We start from the raw sequence: 21,810 nt of genomic DNA, 5'->3' as shown, positions 1-21,810 counted from the left end.
TCCGGCCGCCATCCCGTCGACGGACTGCGCAGATCGATGGAAGGCCTCCATGCTCGGCTGGGACGTCGACGTCAACGAGGCCCTGACGGCGCCGGCCGTCGCGCGCAACCGCGACGCGATCCTGGCCGTGCTCCGCGAGATCCTGCCCGACAGAGGCACCGTTCTGGAGATCGCCAGCGGCTCCGGTGAGCACGCGGTCCACGTCGCCGCGGCCCTGCCGGGCCTGGACTGGCTGCCGAGCGATCCCGAACCCGCCGCCCGGCGCAGCATCGCCGCGCACGCGCTCCGGGCCGGGCTCGCCAATATCCGGCCGCCGCTTGCGCTCGACGCCGCCGCCGCGGCGTGGCCCGTCGCGCGGGTCGACGGGATCGTGTGCATCAACATGATCCACATCGCGCCCTGGGCCGCCACCGAGGGCTTGATGGCCGGCGCCGGACACGCCCTGAGCGCGGGCGGCGTCCTGTTCCTGTACGGGCCGTTCCGCGAGGCGGACCGGCCGTTCGCGGAGAGCAACGCCGCCTTCGACGCCTCCTTACGCGCGCGGGATCCCGCCTGGGGCGTGCGGGACCTCGACGCCGTCGCGGCGGAAGCGGCCCGGCACGGGCTCAGCCTGGTCCGGCGCGTGGCCATGCCCGCCAACAATCTGAGCCTGATCTTCGGCCGGGCGGACAGGTGAGCGCCCGTCTGTCACGGCTTTCCGCATCTGCACACTGTATTCAAGCATCCGCGTGCTGCACTATCCTGTCCTGGACCCGATGCGGCGGCAAAAGCCGCACGGGCCGCAGGAGGAAGCCCATGCGGATGGAACGCAGCGTCTCGAGCCGGGCCCTGGCCCTGCTCGCAGTGGCCGGATTACTGGGATCGACGCAGGCGCGGGCCGCGGATCCCATCAGGATCGGCGTGATCGCCGAGGCGCAGTCGGTGGTCGGGGCCTCGATCCCGCAGGCCGTTCAGCTCGCCGCCGACGAGATCAACGCCCAGGGCGGCGTCGACGGGCGCCAGATCCAGGTCGTCACCTACGACGACAAGTCCTCCGCCTCCGACGCGGTCCGCGCCTTCCAGCGGGCGGTCTCCGAGGACAAGGTCAACCTCGTCATCGCCAGCTACATCTCGGAGGTCGTGCTGGCGCTGATGCCCTGGGCGGCCCGGCTCAAGACGCCGATGATCACGCCCGGCGCGGCCTCGAACGAGATCAGCGCCGCGGTCCACAAGGACTACGCGCGCAACAAGTACACCTTCCACGGCTACCTGACCTCGGCGGCGCTCGCCCAGTCCATCTGCGATTCCACCAAGGACATGCTGATCGACCTGATGAAGGTGAAGACCGCCGCGATCATGAGCGAGGACGCGGCCTGGACCCGGCCGCTCGACGTCGGTTACGAGAAGTGCCTGCCCGAGATCGGCGTGAAGGTCGTCGACCACATCCGCTTCTCGCCGGACACGGGCGACTTCACGCCGATCTACAACAAGATCGAGGCGGCCAAGCCCGACCTGATCGTCACCGGCATCTCGCATGTCGGCGTGCAGCCGACCGTGCAGTGGCAGAATCAGAAGGTGCCGCTCGCCATGACCGGCATGAACTCGCAGGCGACCTCCTCGACCTTCTGGTCGAACACCAACGGCGCGACCCAGGGCGTGATCTTCCAGAGCATCGCCGTGCCAGGCGCGGCGATCACCGACAAGTCGCTCGCCTTCAGCGCCGCGTTCAAGAAGCGCTTCGGCAGCGACCCGTCCTACGCCGGGTACATGGCCTACGATCAGGTCTACTACGCGGCCGACGCGGTGAAGCGGGCCGGCACCACGGAGGCCGACAAACTCGTCGACGCCCTGGAGAAGACCGACTGGGTCGGCACCGTCGGGCGCACGCAGTTCTACGGCAAGGACGACCAATTCACCCACTCGATCAAGTACGGGCCGGGCTTCGTCACCGGCCTGATGGCGCAGTGGCAGGACGGCAAGCAGGTCGCGGTCTGGCCGAAGAGCCTCGCGCAGGGCGCGATCGTGCTCCCGGCGGCCGTGAAGGCGGCGGCCCGCTAGGCGGCTCTCCGGCCCGGCAACGGGCGCGCGGCTTGCCAAGCGCGCCCGTTGCCGCAAGTAGAGCCGGGCCGCGACACCGTGAGCGCGGCCGAGACGACGTGCGCGCGAAGGACAATCGCTGATGGCCACCACCGACCTGCCCGGGACCATGCGCCAGATCCGTTACGCGGGTTCCGGCGGACCGGAGGTGATCAGCCTGGAGAACGCGCCCGTGCCGAGCCCGGGGCCCGGCCAGGTCCTGATCGAGGTGGTGGCGGCCGGGGTGAACCGGCCCGACGTCGCGCAGCGGTCCGGGGTGTACCCGCCGCCGCCCGGCGCCACCGAGATTCCGGGCCTCGAAGTCGCCGGCCGCGTGGTCGCGCTCGGCAGCGGAGTCGAGGGCCTGTCGGCCGGCGACGAGGTCTGTGCCCTGGTGATCAGCGGCGGCTACGCCGAGTACGCCGTGGCCGAGGCGGCCCACTGCCTGCCGCGACCGAAGGCCGTCTCGCTGGTCGATGCCGGCGGTCTGCCGGAGACCTTCTTCACGGTCTACTCCAACGTGGTCCAGCGCGGCCGCCTGACGCGCGGCGAGAGCTTCCTCGTCCACGGCGGGTCGAGCGGCATCGGCGCCACGGCGATCCAGATCGCCAAGCATGTCGGCGCCCGGGTCTTCGCGACGGCGGGCTCCGCCGAGAAGTGCCGGTTCTGCGAGGATCTCGGGGCGGATGCCGCGATCGACTACAAGCAGGCCGACTTCGCCGAGGAACTGAAGCGCCTCACCGACGGGCGCGGCGTCGACGTCATCCTCGACATGATCGGCGCCAGCTACCTCGCCCGGAACCTGAAGTCGCTGGCACCGGACGGGCGGCTGGTGATGATCGCGCTGATGGGCGGCTACAAGGTCGACGGGCTGAACATCACGCCGATCATGCGCAACCGCCTGACCTTCACCGGCTCGACGCTCCGGCCGCGCGGGAAGGCCGACAAGGCCGCGATCGCCGACGGTCTCCGCCGGGACATCTGGCCCGAACTCGAGGCCGGACGCATCCGGTCCGTCACCCACGCCACGTTCCCGCTCGAAGAGGCGCGGGCGGCGCATGAGCTGATGGAATCGAGCGCCCATCTCGGCAAGATCCTGCTGACGACAGGGCGCTGAGCCGGCCCCGTCAGGAACCTGCCTCGGCGGCCCCGCGTTGGCGGCCGGTAACGAGATTGTGTCGCACAGCGCCCGTTCCGGCGTGTGGCGTCCCGCCGAGGAAGGTTTTGCACATGGCCGAGAGACTGAACCCCAACGAGAGCCGCCAGGGCGAGCGCGGTAAGCCGGTGCTCTGGGTCCTGGTGGCGAGTCTCGTCCTGCTGGCGATCGCCACCGTGGGCCTGCTCACGTGGAACGGCGCGAACTCGCCGAAGGACTACGCCAGCCAGAGCCAGGACGCGTCGCGCAAGGAGGTGACGGGCTCGGTCAACGGCCAGTCCGGCGGGTCGTCGCCGTCGAACAGCACCGCCGTTCCGGGCGGCAACCCGTCCTATCCGCAGCCGGCCCAGCCGGGCGCGAACGGCGCGCCGAAGTAAGGCGTCACGCGCGGGACGGGATGCGCCGTCCCGCGGCCGACCCTCTCAGCGGGTCGGGATCGGCGTCGGGCCGCGGTAATCGTAGAAGCCGCGCTTGGCCTTCCGACCGAGCCAGCCGGCCTCGACGTACTTCACGAGGAGCGGGCAGGGCCGGTACTTCGAATCGGCGAGGCCCTCGTAGAGTACCTGCATGACCGACAAGCAGGTATCGAGGCCGATGAAGTCGGCCAGCTGCAGCGGCCCCATCGGGTGGTTCGCGCCGAGCTTCATGGCGGTGTCGATCGACTCGACCGATCCGACGCCCTCGTAGAGCGTGTAGATCGCCTCGTTGATCATCGGCAGCAGGATCCGGTTGACGATGAAGGCCGGGAAATCCTCCGACATCGTCGACGTCTTGCCGAGCTTCGCGATGAACGCCTTGGCCGACTCGTAGGTCGTGTCTTCGGTGGCGATGCCACGGATCAGCTCGACGAGCTGCATCACCGGCACCGGGTTCATGAAGTGGATGCCGATGAACTTCTCCGGCCGGTCGGTCGCCGCCGCCAGCCGGGTGATGGAGATCGACGACGTGTTGGTCGCCACCAGGGTCTCCGGCCGCAGCGACCCGCACAGCGTGGTGAAGATCTCGCGCTTGGTCGCCTCGTTCTCGGTCGCCGCCTCGATGACGAGATCGCACGGGCCGAGGGCAGCGAAGTCGCGGGCGGGGACGATGCGCGAGCGGGCCTCGCCGCTGTCGCCTTCGGTGAGCGTGCCCTTCGAGACGAGGCGCGCGAGGCTGCCCTCGATCACCGACAGCCCGTTCTCGAGCCGGGCGGGATCGCGGTCGTTCAGCAGAACCTCGAAGCCGGCGGTGGCGCAGACTTGCGCGATGCCGCTGCCCATCTGGCCCGCGCCGACGATGCCGACCCGCTTGATCTCCATTTGCATGTGCCGACCTGTGCCCCCAAGGCGGATGCCGCAGCGCTGCCGCCCAGCTCTCTGGACGGCACGGACGCGACGGCACCGCGCGAAGTCTCGCCGCTGCTGCCTTCTAGACCAATCCTCGATCCGGAAGGAACCCGTGAAGCCGCGTTCTGCGACAATGCTCGCGGGTTGCCAGATCCGGTGCCGTTACTGGCCCTTGGCTTTGCCGATCTCGGATTGCAGCTCGGGAACGACCTGGAACAGGTCGCCGACGAGGCCGTAATCGGCCACCTGGAAGATCGGCGCGTCCTCATCCTTGTTGATGGCGACGATGACCTTCGAGTCCTTCATGCCGGCGAGGTGCTGGATCGCGCCCGAGATGCCCACCGCGACGTAGAGGTCCGGCGCCACGACCTTGCCGGTCTGCCCCACCTGCCAGTCGTTCGGCGCGTAGCCCGCGTCCACGGCGGCGCGCGAGGCGCCGACGGCGGCACCGAGCGAGTCGGCCAGCGGCTCGATCAGCTCGTGGAACTTGTCCGAGGAGCCGAGCGAGCGGCCGCCGGAGACGATGATCCGCGCCGAGGCCAATTCCGGCCGGTCGGACTTCGCGATCTCCTCGCCCTTGAAGCTCGAGCCGCCCGCCTCGGGCGCGGCCGCCGAGACGGCCTCCACAGGCGCCGGGGCGCCGCCCTCTTCGGCCGCCTTGAAGGCCGCCGTGCGCACCGTGATCACCTTCTTGCCGGCGGGCGCCTGCACGGTCTGGATGGCGTTGCCGGCGTAGATCGGCCGCTCGAACGTGTCGGGCGAGACCACCTTGATGATGTCGGAGACCTGCGCGACGTCGAGCAGGGCGGCCACGCGCGGCAGCACGTTCTTGCCCGTGGTCGAGGCCGAGGCGATGATCGTGTCGTAGGGCTCGGCGATGGCGGCGATGAGCGCCGAGACCGGCTCGGCGAGATCGTGGTCGTAGACGCCGTCCTCGGCGTTCAGGACCTTCTCGACGCCGTCGAGCTTGCCCGCGGTCTCGGCCACGGCCTTGGAGCCGGTGCCCAGCACGAGGGCGTGGACCGGCGCGCCGATCTCCTTGGCGGCGGCGAGCGCCTTCAGCGTGCTGTCCTTGATCTGGCCGTTGCCGTGCTCGACGAAGAGGAGTGTCGTCATGGTCTGCTGGTGCCCTCGAAGGTGGTGGCGCGGGGCTCGACCGTCGACCGGGAGCCCCGCCTCGGATCAGATGACGCCGGCTTCGACCTTGAGCTTCTGGACGAGCTCGGCCGCGGAGGCGACCTTGACGCCGGCCGAGCGGCCCGGCGGTTCGGCGGTCTTCAGCACTGTGAGCCGCGGCGTGACGTCGACGCCGAGCGCGTCGGGTGCCAGCTCCTCCAGGGGCTTCTTCTTGGCCTTCATGATGTTGGGCAGCGACGCGTAGCGCGGCTCGTTGAGGCGCAGGTCCGTCGTCACGATGGCCGGCAGCTTGAGGCTCACGGTCTGCAGGCCGCCGTCGACCTCGCGGGTGACGTCGAGGCTGCCCTCGCCGGGCTCGATCTTGTACGCGAAGGTGCCCTGAGGCCAGCCGAGCAGGGCGGCGAGCATCTGGCCGGTCTGGTTCGAGTCGTCGTCGATCGCCTGCTTGCCGAGGATGACGAGCTCCGGGCTCTCCTTCTCGACGACGGCCTTCAGGAGCTTCGCGACGGCGAGCGGCTCGCAGTTCACGTCGGTCTTCACCAGGATCGCCCGGTCGGCGCCCATGGCGAGTGCCGTGCGCAGCGTCTCCTGCGCCTGCTGCGGGCCGATCGACACGGCCACGATCTCGGTGACCTTGCCCTTCTCCTTCAGGCGGATCGCCTCCTCGACGGCGATCTCGTCGAAGGGGTTCATGGACATCTTGACGTTGGCGAGCTCGACGCCGGAGCCGTCGGCCTTCACGCGAATCTTGACGTTGTAGTCCACCACCCGCTTGACGGGCACCAGCACCTTCATGGCGGTCACGATCCTTCCCCGGAGGATTCTTGTCGTCGTGCAGGCCACTCCCACGGGCGCGCGAGGCGCAGCGTGGCCGGGGCACGCAAGGCGCCGGACCGTAACGGCCACATTTCCGCCTTGTCAACGCGGCGCCGTGGCGGCCCCGCGAAAACCGCGATGCCGGCTCAGCGATTGGCGCCGGGCACCCAGAGCACGTCGTCGGCCCCGTCGCCGTTCGCCGCCCGGCTCGCCACGAACAGGAAGTCCGACAGGCGGTTGAGGTAGCGCAGCGCCTCCGGTGAGACCGTCTCGTCCTCCCGCGCAGCGAGGCTGACCGCGAGCCGCTCGGCGCGCCGGCAGACGGTCCGGGCGAGGTGCAGCGCCGCGGCAGCCGGCGAGCCGCCGGGCAGCACGAAGGATTTCAGCGGCGGGATCGCGGCGTTGAGCGCGTCGATGTCGCGCTCCAGCCGGTCGACCTGGCTCGCCACGATCCGCAGCGGCTCGTAGGGGAGGGGCTCCGGGGTCGGCGGCGTCGCGAGATCGGCGCCGAGGTCGAACAGGTCGTTCTGGATCGCCCCCAGCATCCCGTCGAGGGGGCCCTGCGTGTGCAGGCGCGCCATGCCGATGCAGGCATTGGTCTCGTCGACGGTGCCGTAGGTCTCGACCCGCAGGTCCGCCTTCGAGCGCCGCTGCCCGTCCGCCAGCGCGGTCGTCCCCTTGTCGCCGGTCCTCGTGTAGATGCGGTTGAGCTTGACCACGGGGTGGCGTACCTCAGAATGTGTAGCCGATCTTGCCGCCGAAATTGGTCAGGCCGCGGTTGTTGGCGCAGAGCCCGGCATTCGACATGTGCTCGACCGTCGCCATGATGCTCCAGTGCTCCGTGAGGCGGAAGCCCAGGGCGGCCGCCTCGCGGAACATCGGCGAGCAGCCGAGGGTGTTGAAGCCGTAGGGCGTCTCGGCCTTCGGGCCGGTCCAGCCGTTATGGGCCACGCCGCCGAAGAACCCGTCGAGGAACACGCGGCGGTTGAAGGTCTCGGGGAAGATCTCGAGCGTCCAGGTCGCGCCGAGATAGGCGTAGCTGGTCCGGCCGCCGGTGTTGTAGCTGCCGCCGACGGTCGGCCGCGGCACGAAGGCCTGCCAGAACGGATCGTCGCTGATGCGCGGCTTGGCGAACAGGATCTCGCCGTTGACGTTCGCCTTGCTGAATCCGGGGAGCTTGCCCTCGGCGCTCCCGGGATCCTGCACCGAGCCGCCGATCCGGATCTCCGACACGATGCTGAGCGGCTGGACGGGGGCCGCGTAGGCGGCGGGCGGCGGCGGCGCGAGGTCGGCGGCCGAAGCCGGCAGAATCGCCGCCCCGGTCAGAAGGCCGAACAGACGGAGGCGGGAAGGGGCAGTCATGCGGGCTCGGCCGGTTAGGCGCAGCGATTTGCTTCTACCGAGCGTAGCAGAGGCCCGCGCGGCGGGGCGGCCTATTCATCCTTCACCGGATCGAAAGGTGTTCGGTGCGGCGGCGCGGTCACACCCGGCCCGACGACCTCACGCCGAGCGCCACCAGACGACGCCCATGATGATCACGATCGCGACGAACTGCAGGAGCACCCGGAGGCGCATCAGCTTCTGCGAGAGGTTCACGCTGCCGCCGCGCATCATGTTGGCGAGGCCCGCGACCAGGACCGCGGCGACGGCGAGGCAGGCGATCAGGACGAGGGTGTTGGACGACATGCGGTCGGGGATCCGGGTGGGGCGCGAGCCGCGATGCGGCTCGGCGCGTCGTTGAGGTCTCGGGCGCTCAGTTGCGGCGGAGCAGGCGCTCGAAATAGTCGAGTTCCTCGCGGGGGCGACTCGGGTCGCCGAGCTTGCGCCGCAGCTCCTCCATGATGCGCCGGGCGCGCTGGACCGCGGATTCGTCGGCCGTGGGGACGCGGACCCGCCCGTCGCTCATGTCGCGGCCGCGGGTCGGGCGCCCGAGGGGATCGTCGTCGCGGGCGCCGGCCTGACCCTGCTGGCCCGGCTGCTGGCCGCCCTCCTGCTGGCCCTCGCCCTGGCCCTCGGCCATCTCCTGCATCTGCTGGGCCATGCCGTCGGCGCCGCGCTTGAGGCCGTCGAGGGCGCGGCCCTGCGCGTCGACCGCGCCGTCCGAATCGCCGTCCTTCAGCGCGTTCTCGGCCTCGCGCATGGCGTCCTCGGCGTCGGAGAGGCCCTGCTCGCCGCGCATGCCGTTCTCCTTCATGCGCTTCTGAAGGTCCTCCAGCCGCTGCCGGAGCGCCTGCTGGCGCTCGCCGACGCCGCCCTGCTGGCCCTCGCCCTGCTGCCCCTGACCGTTCTGGCCCTGTTGGCCCTGACCCTGCTGGCCTTGCCCCTGCTGACCTTGCCCCTGCTGACCCTTCTGACCCTGCTGGCGCTGGCCCTGCTGCCCCTGGCCCTGCTGGCCGCGCTGTCCCTGCTGCGGCTGGCCGCGGTTCTGCGGGCGCTGGCCGTCGCGCTGCTCCTCGCCGTCCTTGAAGGTCTCGTCGCGCAGGCCCTGCTGCTCGCGCGACATCGCGTCGAGATCGCGCATCTGCTTCTGCATCTCGCGGGACGCCTGATCGGAGCGACCGCCGCGCTCGGCGGTCTGGAGATTCTCCAGGATGTTGCGCAGCTGCTCCATCAGGCGCTGCGCCTCGGCGGTGTCGCCGCGCTTCATCGCCTCCGCCATGTCCTGGATCATCTTGTCGAGATCCTCCGGCGTGACGGTCTTGGTCTGCCCGTTGTTCTGGCCGCGCTCGCTCTGCTCGCGGGGCTCGCGGCCCTGCTTCTGCGCCATCTCGGACAGGAACTTGTCGAGCGCCTGCTTCAGGTCCTGCGTCAGGCGCTTGATCTCGTCGTCGGGCGCGTTGCGCTCGATCGCCTCCTTCAGCCGGTCCTGAGCCTGGCGGAGCTGCTTCTCGGCGTCCGACAGGTCGCCGTCCTCGATCTTGAGGGCCATCTCCCAGAGGAGGTCGGCCACCGCGACGAGGTCGGCATCCGTGCGGGCGCGGCGCAGGCGCTCGGTCGCGGTCCGCAGGCCGAGGAAGATCGCGGGCTGCGGCGTGTACGTGTCGGGCGCGACCAGCAGGGCGTCCAGCGCCCCCTGGACCCAGCGGCGATCCGTGTCGGGCGCGATGACGAGCCGGCGGCGCTGCTCGGCGAGCGCCCGCGCCAGCGGTTCGCGGAACGGCCGCGCCGGCAGGACGATCTCGGTGTCCGGCGTGCGCCCCTCCTGGCCGGCCTCGTCCTTGACGACGATGTGGTAGCGGACCTTCGCGCCGGACCACGGGCTCTCGGTGAGGTCCACGAGGGTCTTGGTATCGGTGTCGCCGCTCGCGTCGCCCGGCAGCGCCAGGTTGAACTGCGGCACCGGGACCAGGGCCCGCGCGGACTTCAGCGGCTCGATCACCGCCTCGGCCGAGCTGATCCCGTAATCGTCCTTCGCCCGGTAGGTCAGGTTGAAGGTGCCGCGCCCGTTCACCTCGGGGCCGCCCACGGCGGTCACCTCCGGCGGCCGGTCGGGGATCGCGTCGACCGTGAGACGCTGCTTGCCCGCCGGGGTGACGATCGTCAGCGCGGCGCCGCCGACGATGCGGTAGCGCTCCTCGCGCAGGTCGGCGCGCGCCTCCTGGCCCGGCACCGGGACGAGGCCGGCATTGGGCGTGAGGGTCGTCTCGGACGCGGCCTTGCCCTGGCCGGCGATCCGCACGATCAGCTGCGCGTTGACCGGCGCGCGCAGGTGCTGGTCGCTCCCGTCCATCGCGATCAGCAGCGGCGGAAGCCGCGTGTAGAGCGGCGGGTCGATCCAGCCGTCCACGCGGAAGTTCGGGCCGGGCGCCGCCGGCTCCTGCCAGTCGAAGGCGGCGCCGATCCGCTGGCGCCACTCGGGGCCGGCCACGAACAGGCTGGCGACCGCCGCGACCACCAGGCCGGCGCGCAGCGCGAAGGGGTCGTGCCGGGTCATGCCCGGCCGCGGCAGGCCGACCCGCAGGGCCGAGATCGCCTGCGCGGCGCGGCGCTGGTGGAGGTCCCACAGCAGCCGGCTCCCCGGATCGGCGGCGCCGACGGCGAGGCTGTCCTGGGCGGCCGAGGCCGGCCCGTGCCGCAGCTTCGGATCGCGGGAGGCGGCCTCGCGGTCGAGCCGCGCCAGGGCGAGGCGCCGGTCCGGCCGGGCGATGTGGATCAGCGGCAGGAGCGCGGCGACGAGCAGGATGGCGAGGCCGCCGAGGCCGATCTGGCGCCAGAGCGGCGTGAGGTCGAGCCAGACGCCCGCCCAGGAGACGACCAGGAAGAGCAGGAAGACGCCGATACCGCGCCAGAGCACGGGCCAGGCCTGCTCCCACAGGGCGGCTGCCCGCGCCTGCGCCACGAGCCGGTCGAGCCGCGTGGACGCCGCGTCCGCTCCGCCCACCCGGGTCTTGCTCTCGGTGCCGTTGCTGCCGATCACGCCGACCGTTCCGCCTCACGCCGAAGGAGTGGCCCACGGAGCCGCCCCCGGCGGGCCCCGTCACACGTGCCTAGCATGGTGGGCCGCGCGGGTCGGCGGGTCAAATCGGCGCGACGGCGGCCCGACCGGCGCGCCGGTCAGTTGTGCGCCTGGATGAAGTTGCGCACCTGCGGGTAGATCTGCGACTCCCAGCGCCGCCCGGCGAAGACGCCGTAATGGCCCACGCCGGCCTGGAGGTGGTGGGTCCGCATGTACGGGGCGAGGTCCGAGCACAGGTCGTGGGCCGCCATGGTCTGCCCGACCGCGCAGATGTCGTCCCGCTCGCCCTCGACCGTCATCAGCGCCGTGCGGCGGATCGCGCGCAGGTCGATCGGCTCGCCCCGATACGACACCGCGTTCCGGGCCAGGGCGTGGTCTTGGAACACGGTCTTGACCGTCTCGAGGTAGAAATCGGCGGCGAGATCGAGCACCGCGAAATACTCGTCGTAGAAGGTCTCGATCGCCTCGGCCTTGTCGTGCTCGCCGTTGGCCATGTGCCAGAACAGGTCGGCGTGGCCCTGGACGTGGCGCTTGGCGTTCATCGCCATGAAGGCCGAGACCTGCACGAAACCCGGATAGACCTTGCGGCCGGCCCCCTTGTGGCGCGACGGCACCGTGGCGATCAGGTTCTTCTCGAACCACTCGATCGGCTTGGAGGTCGCGAGCTCGTTCACGCCCGTCGGGTTGATCCGGCAATCCACCGGGCCGGCCATCAGGGTCATGCTGCGCGGGGCGGCCGGGTCCTTCGACTGCGCCATCGCGGCGGCGGCCACCAGCGCCTGCACGGCGGGCTGGCACACCGCCACCATGTGGGCGCCTTCGCCCATGGTCCGCAGGAACTGGATGAGGTGGCTCACGTAGTCGTCGAAGCCGAAGGTCCCGTCGGAGAGCGGCACATCCCGGGCGTTGTGCCAGTCGGTGATGTAGACGTCGTGATCGGGCAGCATCGTGCGCACGGTGGCGCGGAGCAGCGTGGCGAAGTGGCCCGACATCGGCGCCACCATCAGCACCTTGGGCTGCTCGGTGTGGATGTCCTTCTTGAAGTGGAGCAGCGTGGCGAAGGGCGTGACCTCGACCGCCTCCTCGGAGACCGGGACGCTCCGGTTCCCGACATTCACCGACTCGATGCCGTAGGGCGGCCGCGCGAAGGTCAGGCCGGCGCGCATCATCATCCGGGCCCCGGCGGACATCCAGGTCGCCGGCTCGCCCCACCCGACCCAGGGCGACCAGATGTCGTTCAGCAGCCGCCCCCACGCCCGGGTCTGGGCGGCCATGTCGGTCTGCAGATCGAACGCGTCGTACAGCATCGGGCAGGCACTCGCTTGAGCCCTGCCCGGCACGCGGGCCATCGGGGCGGCAACGTTGGCGGATGCCGGAGTGAGGGTTGCATCAGCGTGGCCGTGCAGGATGGGTCCCGTTCCCGGAGGCGGCAACTGTCCGATAGGCGGATGCGAACAAGAATTGTCGTGACGTGACTTTGATGCACCACGCGCCGCGCCGATCACATTCGGGTGTGCCGAATCGCCCGGCACACCCCCGCCGTCACGAGGAGCGGCGAATGACCGGGCGCGGGTCGGACTCGCTCCGACGATGCTCGCAGGCGACCTTGAGGTACCGGTCGCTGCCCCCGGGCAACCTCGCCTGGGCGGCCATCGTCTGGGCGTGCATCAGGCATTCCATCGGCGTGTGCGCCGGCGCGACGATGACGTCGAGGGCGGTGTCGCGCGAGCAGTCCTGGGCCAGCAGCGTGCCGGCACAGACGAGGGCAACGGAGAGCAATTCCGACATGACGGACCTCAGCTTCGAGTGATCGAAAGGTCCGCGGGGTGCTCCGGCGTGCGAGCCACCGCGTTGTCGTTGCCTGGTCGCTTCCTCCGGTTGCTGAAGACTTGAAGCACGTCATGTGCCAGCGCAGCACGACGCGTCCCTTGAGAGGTGCAACGCCGTCCGGGCCGGACTCAGTCGCGGGCGGGAAGCCAGCGCGTCTCTGGCTCGTCGGCGGGCAGGAGCGCCGCGACCGCGTCGAGGTCGACCACGTACTGATCGGTGAGGCGCTGCCACATCTCGACCGGCGAGGCGACCTGCGGCCGGAGCCCGTCGAGGGCGCGGGCGAGCAGGGCCGCATTGACGAGCTTCGGGCGCGGCACGAGCGGGTCAGCGTTCAGCATCGATGACGATCCCATTGGAGTGACGCCATCCTGGGTCGATCGTGGTTAATGATGGGTTACGTGCCGCCTCGACATCTTGCGCTGTTCTTGCGGACGCTTTCGCGCCGGGCTCTGAGCTGGATTCGCCGGCGCCCCCGGTCACGCCGAGGCGCCGCCAGACCTGAGCAACGCTGCCCGCGGACGCACCGGGCCGCGCGGGATCGCCCAGGCGAATCCACGCGCGTTCGCCAGGGCGTCGGCACCCGCTCGAGTTCACAAGCCGGACCCCTTCCCTTATCAGGCAGGCGCATCGAGCCTGTCCCGGCCGACGAAGTGCCGCCGCGCAGGGCGCGCACGGCTCCGGTCGCGCGGCTCCGGTCGATTGTGCGAACGGGACATCATGGACGCCAAACCTGAAGCGATCGGCGCGACGCAGGAGCCGACGGCGCGACTCGTGCTCGCGTCCGCTTCGCCCCGCCGTCTCGCGCTGCTCCAGCAAATCGGGATCGAGCCCGCGGCGCTCCTGCCCGCCGAGATCGACGAGACACCGCGCAAGGCCGAGCCGCCGCGCGAGCTGGCGCGGCGCCTCGCGCGGACGAAGCTCGCCACCGCCGAGGCGGCACTCCACCTGGAGGACACGACGACGCCGACCTGGCTTCTCTCGGCCGACACGGTCGTCGCGGTCGGGCGGCGCGTCCTGCCGAAGGCCGAGATCCCCGACGAGGCCGCGGATTGCCTGCGCCTGCTCTCGGGCCGGCAGCACCGGGTCTACACGGCGGTCTGCGTGCTCTCGCCCCGCGGGCGCCGCGAGCGGATCGTCGAGAGCCGCGTCCGGTTCAAGCGGCTCTCGGGCCGGGACATCCAGGGCTACGTGGCCTCGGGCGAGTGGCGCGGCAAAGCCGGCGGCTACGCGATCCAGGGCCTGGCCGGGGCCTTCGTGGTCAAGCTGGTCGGCTCGTACAGCGGCGTGGTCGGCCTGCCGCTCTACGAGACCCTGAGCCTGCTCGACGGCGAGGGGTATCCTGTGCGGGCCGGGTGGGGCGCCCTCGCATGAACCGCGAACGCCGGCCGCCGCCCTGTCCGATCTGCCGGAAACCGTCCGCGCCAGAGTTCCAGCCGTTCTGCTCCCAGCGCTGCGCCGACGTCGATCTGGGGCGCTGGCTCAACGAGCGCTACGCGATCCCCGAGGAGCTCGATCCCGACGCGCCGCCGCCCCCGCCGGATCCGGAGCGCTGAATTTTTCGGCCTTCCGGTCCCGTCGATGTCACGCGAGGCTGGACAGGCCGCCAAGCACTCACTATACCCCGCGACGTCCGAGGCCGGCACCGGCGCGGACGACGCCCAGGTAGCTCAGTTGGTAGAGCATGCGACTGAAAATCGCAGTGTCGGCGGTTCGACTCCGTCCCTGGGCACCATCATCCCGCTGAGCGCCCGACCATCGGATCGGTAGAGCCGGCGGCAGGATCCTCGATTTTCTGACAATACTCGGCTGCAGGTCGCGGGCGTCCGCGCGTCCTGATCAGCGCGTCTCCGCGTCGCGCAGGTGCAGGTAGGTCGGATCGAATTCGGCCGCTTCCTGCAGCCCGGCCCAGTCGTGGACGGTGAGACGGCGACCCCGGAGCGTGATGAGGCCGGCGGCTTTGAGATCGCGGATCGTCCGGTTGACGTGGACCGATGTGATCCCGAGGGCATCAGCGAGTTCAGGCTGCGTCATCGGCAGGTCGCAGGTCCGGTCGGGTGCCAGCCCGACGGCGTCGAGGCGGGTCATCAGCTCGCAGAACAGGTGGGCCATCCGCGCATACGCTTCCCGGCGCCCGGTGTTGAGCATCCATTCCCGGACCAGGGCGGCGTCCATCAGCGTCGCGCGCCAGAACACCTCGTTGAGGCGCGGGTGCGCCCGCAGCATCGCCCGGACCGTGTCGTGCTGGACGAAGCCGAGGCGGCAGGCGCTCACCGTGGCGATGTTGATGTCGAGCACCTCCAGGAACAGGCTCTGGAAATCCGGCACGTCCCCGGGGACGTGGTAGCTCATCACCTGCCGCTTGCCCGCGCGTGTCGACTTGTAGGTGCAGGCGATACCGCTGAGCAGCGTGAAGCTCCGGGACGGCCGGTCGCCCTCCCGAATGATGTCCTGGTTGGGCTCGAACTGGGCGACCTGCAGCGGGAGCGCGACGAGGGCGGCGCGCTCCGCGTCGGACAGCCGGAACAGGGCCACGGTCTCGATCCGGCGCAGGAACGGGTCTCTGACCGACGGTTGGGGTGTCTCGTTCATCGCGCCTCGGCCGTCCGGCAGAAGCGCTCGGCGTCGCGCGGCCGGTCGTCCACCGTCGTTGGTCCCCGCGTAAGTGTAGGGTCCCGGTCGGGCGCGACCAGGGCGAGGGCCGGCACCGGGCGCCCTCGGTGAGGCCGGGACTGGAATTTCCCGGCCCGTCCGCGCACAGAAGTCCGGCGGCGCGATCGCCGTTCAGCCTGACGGAAAGCCCGATGAACACGGCAGATCTCGCCCCGCACGCGCATCAGGTCCTGCGCGACGCGACCCTGCCCGAGCTGCCCCGGCACTACCGCGGCAAGGTCCGGGACAATTACGACCTCCCCGACGGCCGTCGCATCCTCATCACGTCGGATCGGATCAGCGCCTTCGACCGGGCGCTCGCGGCGATCCCGTTCAAGGGCCAGGTCCTGACCCAGACCGCCCGCTACTGGTTCGAGCAGACCGCCGACCTGTGCCCGAACCACGTCCTCGCCTATCCCGATCCCAACGTGGTGGTCGGCCGGCGCCTGGAGATCCTGCCCGTGGAGGTGGTGGTGCGCGGCTACCTCGCGGGCACCACGTCAACCTCGATCCTGACGCGCTACCGCGCGGGCGAGCGGGACATGTACGGCCACACCTTCCCCGACGGGATGCGGCCGAACCAGCGCCTGCCGGAGGCGATCATCACGCCGACCACCAAGGCGTTCGACGGCGGCCACGACGAGCCGCTCACCGAGGCGGAGATCCTCGAGCGCGGGTTGCTGACGCGCGCGCAGTGGGAGACCGTGTCGAGGGCGGCCCTGGCGCTGTTCGCGCGCGGGACGGCGCTCGCGGCGGAGCGCGGCCTGATCCTGGCCGACACGAAGTACGAGTTCGGCACGGATCCCGAGGGCCGGATCGTCCTCGCCGACGAGATCCACACGCCGGACAGCAGCCGGTACTGGTTCGCGCAGAGCTATCCCGAGCGCTTCGCCGCCGGTTCGGCTCCGGAGAGCTTCGACAAGGATTTCGTGCGCAACTGGGTCGTCGCCCGCTGCGACCCGTACAAGGACCCGATCCCTGAGATCCCCGCCGAGGTCGTCTTGGAGACCGCCGCGGTCTACATCCGCGCCTACGAGACGATCACGGGCAAGCGCTTCGTCCTGCCGGACCCGGCCGAGGAGCCCCTGGAGCGGATCCGGCGCAACATCGCCGCCTATCTCGCGGCGTAGCCTCGGGGTCGGGACAGGGGGTGCGGCGCCCGGCGCCGCACCCGGTGGAGCCTGTCAGGCCGCCGCGGCGATCGGGGCCGGCGACGGCGCGTCCATGGCGCGCAGGTAGACGTCGAGGAGCGTCTCCTGCTCGTCGCGCTCGTCCTTGTCCTGCTTGCGGATCTTCAGGATCTCCTTGAGCACCTTCACGTCGAGACCCTCGCCCTTGGCCTCGGCGAAGACCTCCTTTTTGGCCTCCATCAGGTCCTTGATCTCCTCCTCCAGCCGTTCCACGCGCTCGATGATCGAGCGGATGCGGTCGCCCGCGACGCCCACGGTGTCGGTCATGTCGGTCATGCAGTCCCTCGTCGGATGACGGGGGCACCCTCGCCCGACAGGGTAAGCGGTGGGTTAAGGCCGGGCCGGTGCTTCGACTTGGCCCTGGACCGGGCCCTGGACCCGGCCCCGGATCCAGCCGGAGATCGCATCCGCCACGGCGTCGCTGTTCGATTCCAGCATCATCATGTGGCCGTTTCCGCGGATGCCGTGGTCGGCGAGCGCCAGCCGGTCCGGCTTCGCGCCCGCCTGAGTCAGGAAGGCCGCCGTGCAATCGTCCATTGTCGCCCGGAACGACGCCTCGGCGGTCACGATCACCGCCGGCACCCGGGCGAGGTTCGGCAATCGGCGCGCGGGTTCGGCCTGGAGCCAGCAGCGGATCCTGTCGGGCGCGGCGGCGCTCTCCGCCTGGACGACCGTCAGGTCGGCCGGGCCGCTCACCGGCGGCTCGAAGTGCAGCGGCACCCGGGTGATGCCGTAGGGCCGCGCCCGCGCCTCGCCGACGCGCTCGTACCAGTCCGCGCCGCCCTTGAAGCGGATGTCGTAGAAGGTCGGCCCGTTCGGCTCGACGGCGACGTGCGCCTTCACGAGGTCGGGCCGCTGATCGGAGACCGCCCAGCCGAAGACGCCCGCCTGCGAGTGCGTCAGCAGGATCGCCGGGCCGATCTTCTCCAGCAGGGCGATCAGCGCCGGGTCGACCAGCTCCTCGCTCCGCAGCGCGCTGGCGATGTAGGGCACCTGGGAGAGGTAGAACTGATCGAAGGCGGCGTTGCCGCGGATCCCGGCGCCACCCGGCCACTGCGTGTGGAGCTTCGCCTGCGGGTAGAGCGCGGAGCGCTCCTGCCCGGTGAACACCGTCTCCAGATCCTCGGCAGGCAGGCGGGCGTAGGGGCCGTAGGTGTCCGGGTCGCCGCCCGAGCGGCCGCGACCGACTTGGTCGACGACGTAGACCGCGAAGCCCTGCGCGGCGAAGCGGTCGGCCCAGCCCGGCCGGCCGTCGGGCGTCCCGAGGAAGTTGGTCCCGGTCTGGGCGGTGCCGTGCACTAGGACGATCGGGTAGGGCTGCGTCACCCGCTCCGGAACGCGGTACTCCACGAACATCTGGCCGGACGCCGTCGTCTTGCCGCCCGCGGTGGCGTAGCGGCCGCCGACGAAGAAGTAGCCCGCGGGCTGCGTCGGCCTGAACGGCCCGTCGGCGGCACCCGGCTCGGCGGCTCGGGACGGCGATGCGGTGGCGAGACAGAGCAGGGCCAGCGTCCCGGCGGCGGCGTTCCTCGACATGGCGTCCTCCCGCGGGCGTCTGGCGCGCCCGGCGGGAGGCATATCAGCGTGAAAGTCCGGCCCGGTCCAGCCGGGCGGCCGATCAGGCGTGGGCGAGGCGCGGCTTCTTCCCCAGCGCCTCCTCGACGGTGCCCGCGCCGTCGAGATAGCCGTGGACCTTGGGGTTCGGCATGATCAGCGAGGCCACGAAGGCGATCGCCATCAGGACGGTCACGTACCAGAAGAACGTGCTCTCCATGCCGGCGTCCTTGAACCACAGGGCGACGAACTCGGCGGTGCCGCCGAAGGTGGCGTTGGCGATCGCGTAGGAGAGGCCGACCCCGAGCGCCCGGACGTTGGTGGGGAACAGCTCGGCTTTCACGATACCGCTGATGCCCGTGTAGAACGACACCACGGCGAGCCCGAGGGTGATCAGCGCGAAGGCGAGGTAGGGGTCCTTGTTGGTGCCGAGGGCCGTCATCAGCGGCACCACCATGAGCGTGCCGAGGCCGCTGTAGAGCAGCATGTTCGCCTTGCGGCCGATCTTGTCGGAGAGCGCGCCGAAGATCGGCTGGATGATCATGTAGACGAACAGCACAACCGTCATCGTCTGCGAGGCCGACGTCTTCGGCATGCCGGCGGTGTTGACGAGGTACTTCTGCATGTACGTCGTGAACGTGTAGAAGCTCAGCGAGCCGCCCGCCGTGTAGGCGACCACGACCAGGAACGCCCGCCAGTGCTTGGCCAGCGCGGCGAAGGTGCCGGCGGTCTCCTTGTCGCTGCTGTCCTTCGTCTCGGCCAGGGAGCGCCGGAGATAGAGCGCGACGACCGCCAGCGCGGCGCCGATGAAGAACGGGATGCGCCAGCCCCAGGCGGTGAGTTCCGGACCGGTCATCACCGTCTGCAGCAGCACCAGGACCAGCGAGGCGAGGAGCTGGCCGCCGATCAGCGTCACGTACTGGAACGAGGCGAAGAAGCCGCGCCGCCCCTTGATCGCCACCTCGCTCATGTAGGTCGCCGAGGTGCCGTACTCGCCGCCGACCGACAGGCCCTGGAGCATGCGCGCGAGCAGCAGCAGCACGGGCGCCAGCGTGCCGACATGCTCGTAGGTCGGCAGGATGCCGATCAGCAGCGAGCCGAAGCACATCATCAGCACCGAGATGACCATCGAGGTCCGACGGCCGACGCGGTCGGCGATGCGCCCGAACAGCCAGCCGCCGATCGGCCGCATGAAGAAGCCCACCGCGAAGATGCCGGCGGTCTGCAGGAGCTGACTGGTCGAATCGCCCTTCGGGAAGAAGGCCGGCGCGAAATAGAGCGCGAAGAACGCGTAGCAGTAGAAATCGTACCACTCGACGAGATTGCCCGACGACGAGCCGACGATCGCCCAAATCCGGCGCTTGCGGTCCGCGGCATCATCGAGGTCGCTCGGTGCGATACCGATCGTATCGTCGCGCGAGGCGGACATGGCGTCTCCGTCGATCAATCTTGGTGCCGGCCGAGGCCGGTCTCTTCTTGGTGCGGCGCGACGTTACAGGTGACGCGCCCGATCGCAAGACCGTGATCCGACTTAGCCGAGGACAGCGCAGGGCTGTGTCACCGGCCGCGGGTCCACAGTGCCGCGGGAGGGAACGGTTCGCCTCAGGACCCCGTTGCGGGCCGGCGTGGGCGTCGATGGCGTTCCGACCACCGCAGGAGGAAGAGGCCATGAAGCGAGTTCTGAGAGACGCGGTCGCGGCCGCCATCGTCGTCGCCGGCGCGGCGACGGCGTTCGCGCAGGGCGGCCCGGGCGGCGGCGGGGCCGGCCCCGGTGGTGCGGGCGGCGGCGCCGGCGGCCCGGGTGGTGGGGCCGGAGCGGGCGCGGGTCCGTCCGGCGGCGGCCCGGCCGGCGGCCCTGCTGGCGGTGCCGGCGGCGGGATGAGGGGCGGCGCGCCCGAAGGCGGGGCGATGCGCGGTCCCGGCGGTGCCGAGGGTGGGCCGCGCGGCGCCGAGGGACCGGGTCGCCCGGGCGGCGCGGCCGAGCGCAACGGACCGGCGGACCGGGGCGGCGCGGCCGCGAATCCAGGTGCGGGCGACCGCGGCGCGGGCGACCGCGGCGCGGGCGAACGCGGTGCGGGTGAACGCGGTGCGGGTGAACGCGGTGCGGGTGAACGCGGTGCCGGCGATCGGGGTGGCCGCGAGCCGGGTGCCGGACCCGAGCGGGGCAACCGCGACGCGGCCGGTCCCGAGCGCGGCGGTCGCGGTCCGGCCGGCGAACGGGACGGCCGTGCCGGTGCCCGCGACCGGGGCGCCGTCCGCGGCGCTGTCGGCCGCCTCGACACCCGTCAGCGGACCGAGTTCCGCAGCTCGATCACGCGTCTGGGCGTCTCGCCGCTCCGGGACGTGGCTTTCGGCTTGGCGATCGGCACCGCGATCCCCCGCACGGTCAGGCTCCACAGGCTGCCGCCGGCGATCATCGAGCTGGTGCCGGAATACGAGGGCTACGACTTCGTCCTGGTCCGCGACGACATCGTGATCATCGATCCCGACACCTACGAGATCGTGGACGTGATCCCGGCCTGAGCGGGCAATCACAGGAAGATCGGTGGGCCGGGCGGATCCTCTGCCCGGTGCCCTCTACCGTCCGCCGTCCAGGAGCTTCGACACCACGCGCGCCGTGTAGTCGACCATCGGCACGATCCGCGCGTAGTTCAGCCGGGTCGGACCGATCACGCCGACGACGCCCACGATCTTCTGCGAGCCGTCGCGGAACGGCGCCGCGATCAGCGAGGATCCGGAGAGCGAGAACAGCTTGTTCTCCGAGCCGATGAAGATCCGCACGCCCTCGCCGCCCTCGGCGCGGGACAGGAGATCGATCACGTCCTTCTGGGTCTCCAGATCGTTGAACAGGAGGCGGATCCGCTCGAGATCCTCGACCGCGCGCAGGTCGTCGAGCAGGTTGGCCTGCCCGCGCACGATCAGCTGGCGGGCCTCCGTCGGGCCGACCGGCGTGGCGAGCCCGGCATCGACGAGGCGCTCGGTGATCGCGTCGAGCTCCCGCTTCATCGCCTTGCGGCCGGCCTCGATCTCGGCGCGCAGCGTGCCGAGGGTGCGGCCCTGCAGGCGCGCGTTGAGGAAGTTCGTCGCCTCCTGGAGGGCCCCGGCCGGCAGGCCCGCCGGCAGGTCCACGAGGCGGTTCTCCACCGAGCCGTCGTCCGAGACGAGGATGACGAGGGCGCGGGCGGGATCGAGGCGCACGAACTCGATGTGCTTCAGGTTGACGTTCGCCTTGGTGGTCAGGACGACCCCGGCGCCCCGGGAGACGCCGGACAGCATGGTCGAGGCTTCGGCCAGGGCCGAGTCGAAGGTGTGACCCGAGGCGGCGGCGCGCATCTGCGCCTCGATGCGCGCCTGCTCGTCCTGGCTGACGTCGCCGAGCTCGAGCATCGCGTCCACGAAGAAGCGCAGGCCGAGCTCCGTCGGCAGGCGGCCGGCGGAGGTGTGCGGCGCGAAGATGAGGCCGGAATGCTCAAGATCCGCCATGACGTTGCGGATCGAGGCCGGCGACAGCGCCATCGGGAGGATGCGCGCGAGATTCCGGGAACCGACCGGCTCGCCGGTCGTGAGGTAGCTCTCCACGATCTGCCGGAAGATCTCCCGGGCACGCTCGTTGAGGGCGGCGAGCGCCTGCATCGCTTGGCC

Annotated in this window: 23 protein-coding genes and 1 tRNA gene; 9 read left to right on the top strand and 15 right to left on the bottom strand. The window is 70.9% G+C overall.

Annotated features, from left to right (window positions below; genetic code table 11):
- The first annotated feature begins 49 nt into the window (after positions 1–49).
- From BM314_RS02060 to BM314_RS02045, 4 genes are all read left to right on the top strand, one after another.
- Positions 50–676, top strand: a complete 627-nt coding sequence (locus BM314_RS02060; protein WP_091976653.1) for a DUF938 domain-containing protein — start codon at positions 50–52, stop codon at positions 674–676.
- Positions 677–795: 119 nt separating this feature from the next.
- Positions 796–2,037 (top strand): ABC transporter substrate-binding protein, encoded by a 1,242-nt coding sequence (locus BM314_RS02055; RefSeq protein WP_091976652.1) that lies wholly within the window; start codon positions 796–798, stop codon positions 2,035–2,037.
- 121 nt (positions 2,038–2,158) lie between these two features.
- Complete coding sequence (locus BM314_RS02050) at positions 2,159–3,172, top strand: NAD(P)H-quinone oxidoreductase (protein ID WP_091677170.1); 1,014 nt, start codon at positions 2,159–2,161, stop codon at positions 3,170–3,172.
- 113 nt (positions 3,173–3,285) lie between these two features.
- Complete coding sequence (locus BM314_RS02045; RefSeq protein ID WP_020091847.1) at positions 3,286–3,588, top strand: flagellar basal body-associated FliL family protein; 303 nt, start codon at positions 3,286–3,288, stop codon at positions 3,586–3,588.
- Between the two features lie 45 nt (positions 3,589–3,633).
- Here the strand turns inward: BM314_RS02045 and BM314_RS02040 are convergent, their stop codons facing one another.
- The 10 genes from BM314_RS02040 to BM314_RS01995 form a co-directional block, all read right to left on the bottom strand.
- Positions 3,634–4,515 carry a 3-hydroxybutyryl-CoA dehydrogenase gene (locus BM314_RS02040; protein ID WP_091976650.1) on the bottom strand — a complete coding sequence of 294 codons (882 nt, stop codon included), beginning with the start codon at positions 4,513–4,515 and terminating at the stop codon, positions 3,634–3,636.
- Between the two features lie 183 nt (positions 4,516–4,698).
- Complete coding sequence (locus tag BM314_RS02035) at positions 4,699–5,652, bottom strand: electron transfer flavoprotein subunit alpha/FixB family protein (RefSeq protein ID WP_020091849.1); 954 nt, start codon at positions 5,650–5,652, stop codon at positions 4,699–4,701.
- 66 nt (positions 5,653–5,718) lie between these two features.
- Positions 5,719–6,468 carry an electron transfer flavoprotein subunit beta/FixA family protein gene (locus BM314_RS02030; RefSeq protein WP_056528346.1) on the bottom strand — a complete coding sequence of 250 codons (750 nt, stop codon included), beginning with the start codon at positions 6,466–6,468 and terminating at the stop codon, positions 5,719–5,721.
- 167 nt (positions 6,469–6,635) lie between these two features.
- Positions 6,636–7,208: a cob(I)yrinic acid a,c-diamide adenosyltransferase gene (locus tag BM314_RS02025; protein ID WP_056528350.1), complete on the bottom strand. Its 573-nt coding sequence runs from the start codon at positions 7,206–7,208 to the stop codon at positions 6,636–6,638.
- Between the two features lie 13 nt (positions 7,209–7,221).
- Complete coding sequence (locus BM314_RS02020; RefSeq protein WP_020091852.1) at positions 7,222–7,851, bottom strand: acyloxyacyl hydrolase; 630 nt, start codon at positions 7,849–7,851, stop codon at positions 7,222–7,224.
- A gap of 138 nt (positions 7,852–7,989) precedes the next feature.
- Positions 7,990–8,175: a twin transmembrane helix small protein gene (locus BM314_RS02015; protein WP_020091853.1), complete on the bottom strand. Its 186-nt coding sequence runs from the start codon at positions 8,173–8,175 to the stop codon at positions 7,990–7,992.
- Between the two features lie 67 nt (positions 8,176–8,242).
- Positions 8,243–10,906, bottom strand: coding sequence for a TIGR02302 family protein (locus BM314_RS02010; protein ID WP_244539819.1), 2,664 nt, complete (start codon positions 10,904–10,906; stop codon positions 8,243–8,245).
- A 137-nt stretch (positions 10,907–11,043) separates the two neighbouring features.
- A complete protein-coding gene (phaZ, locus tag BM314_RS02005) occupies positions 11,044–12,252 on the bottom strand; it encodes a polyhydroxyalkanoate depolymerase (RefSeq protein ID WP_091677165.1) in 1,209 nt (402 codons plus the stop codon).
- Positions 12,253–12,487: 235 nt separating this feature from the next.
- Entirely contained in the window at positions 12,488–12,733 is a 246-nt protein-coding gene (locus BM314_RS02000; RefSeq protein ID WP_091976649.1) for a hypothetical protein, read from the bottom strand.
- Between the two features lie 170 nt (positions 12,734–12,903).
- On the bottom strand, positions 12,904–13,113 hold the full coding sequence (locus BM314_RS01995) for a hypothetical protein (protein WP_020091857.1): 210 nt from the start codon (positions 13,111–13,113) through the stop codon (positions 12,904–12,906).
- A 379-nt stretch (positions 13,114–13,492) separates the two neighbouring features.
- On the opposite strand from BM314_RS01995, the gene BM314_RS01990 reads away from it, so the two are divergent.
- From BM314_RS01990 to BM314_RS01980, 3 genes are all read left to right on the top strand, one after another.
- Positions 13,493–14,146 carry a Maf-like protein gene (locus tag BM314_RS01990; RefSeq protein WP_091677159.1) on the top strand — a complete coding sequence of 218 codons (654 nt, stop codon included), beginning with the start codon at positions 13,493–13,495 and terminating at the stop codon, positions 14,144–14,146.
- Positions 14,143–14,328, top strand: coding sequence for a DNA gyrase inhibitor YacG (yacG, locus tag BM314_RS01985; protein WP_020091859.1), 186 nt, complete (start codon positions 14,143–14,145; stop codon positions 14,326–14,328). Before BM314_RS01990 ends, yacG begins: the two co-directional genes overlap by 4 nt.
- A 103-nt stretch (positions 14,329–14,431) precedes the next feature.
- Positions 14,432–14,507 (top strand) — tRNA-Phe (locus BM314_RS01980).
- Positions 14,508–14,611: 104 nt separating this feature from the next.
- On the opposite strand, the gene BM314_RS01975 is transcribed toward BM314_RS01980, so the two are convergent.
- On the bottom strand, positions 14,612–15,364 hold the full coding sequence (locus BM314_RS01975; RefSeq protein WP_020091860.1) for a Crp/Fnr family transcriptional regulator: 753 nt from the start codon (positions 15,362–15,364) through the stop codon (positions 14,612–14,614).
- 212 nt (positions 15,365–15,576) lie between these two features.
- Between BM314_RS01975 and BM314_RS01970 the strand changes: the two genes are divergently transcribed.
- Positions 15,577–16,554 (top strand): phosphoribosylaminoimidazolesuccinocarboxamide synthase, encoded by a 978-nt coding sequence (locus tag BM314_RS01970; RefSeq protein WP_091927833.1) that lies wholly within the window; start codon positions 15,577–15,579, stop codon positions 16,552–16,554.
- A 54-nt stretch (positions 16,555–16,608) separates the two neighbouring features.
- Here the strand turns inward: BM314_RS01970 and BM314_RS01965 are convergent, their stop codons facing one another.
- The 3 genes from BM314_RS01965 to BM314_RS01955 form a co-directional block, all read right to left on the bottom strand.
- Entirely contained in the window at positions 16,609–16,890 is a 282-nt protein-coding gene (locus tag BM314_RS01965) for a DUF2312 domain-containing protein (protein WP_020091862.1), read from the bottom strand.
- 54 nt (positions 16,891–16,944) lie between these two features.
- A complete protein-coding gene (locus tag BM314_RS01960; RefSeq protein ID WP_091976647.1) occupies positions 16,945–18,150 on the bottom strand; it encodes an alpha/beta hydrolase in 1,206 nt (401 codons plus the stop codon).
- 82 nt (positions 18,151–18,232) lie between these two features.
- The gene (locus BM314_RS01955) at positions 18,233–19,597 is read right to left on the bottom strand and encodes an MFS family transporter (RefSeq protein WP_091677151.1); all 1,365 of its coding nucleotides are present in this window, start codon (positions 19,595–19,597) and stop codon (positions 18,233–18,235) included.
- A gap of 239 nt (positions 19,598–19,836) precedes the next feature.
- Between BM314_RS01955 and BM314_RS01950 the strand changes: the two genes are divergently transcribed.
- Positions 19,837–20,691 carry a DUF1236 domain-containing protein gene (locus BM314_RS01950; protein ID WP_091976646.1) on the top strand — a complete coding sequence of 285 codons (855 nt, stop codon included), beginning with the start codon at positions 19,837–19,839 and terminating at the stop codon, positions 20,689–20,691.
- A gap of 54 nt (positions 20,692–20,745) precedes the next feature.
- On the opposite strand, the gene hrcA is transcribed toward BM314_RS01950, so the two are convergent.
- Complete coding sequence (gene hrcA / locus BM314_RS01945) at positions 20,746–21,801, bottom strand: heat-inducible transcriptional repressor HrcA (protein WP_020091867.1); 1,056 nt, start codon at positions 21,799–21,801, stop codon at positions 20,746–20,748.
- Positions 21,802–21,810: the final 9 nt, after the last annotated feature.

Source organism: Methylobacterium sp. 13MFTsu3.1M2, assembly GCF_900112625.1.
In the GTDB taxonomy this organism is placed as follows: Bacteria; Pseudomonadota; Alphaproteobacteria; order Rhizobiales; family Beijerinckiaceae; genus Methylobacterium.
Note: the sequence above shows the minus strand (reverse complement) of the source record. Positions and strands in the feature narration are given on the sequence as shown.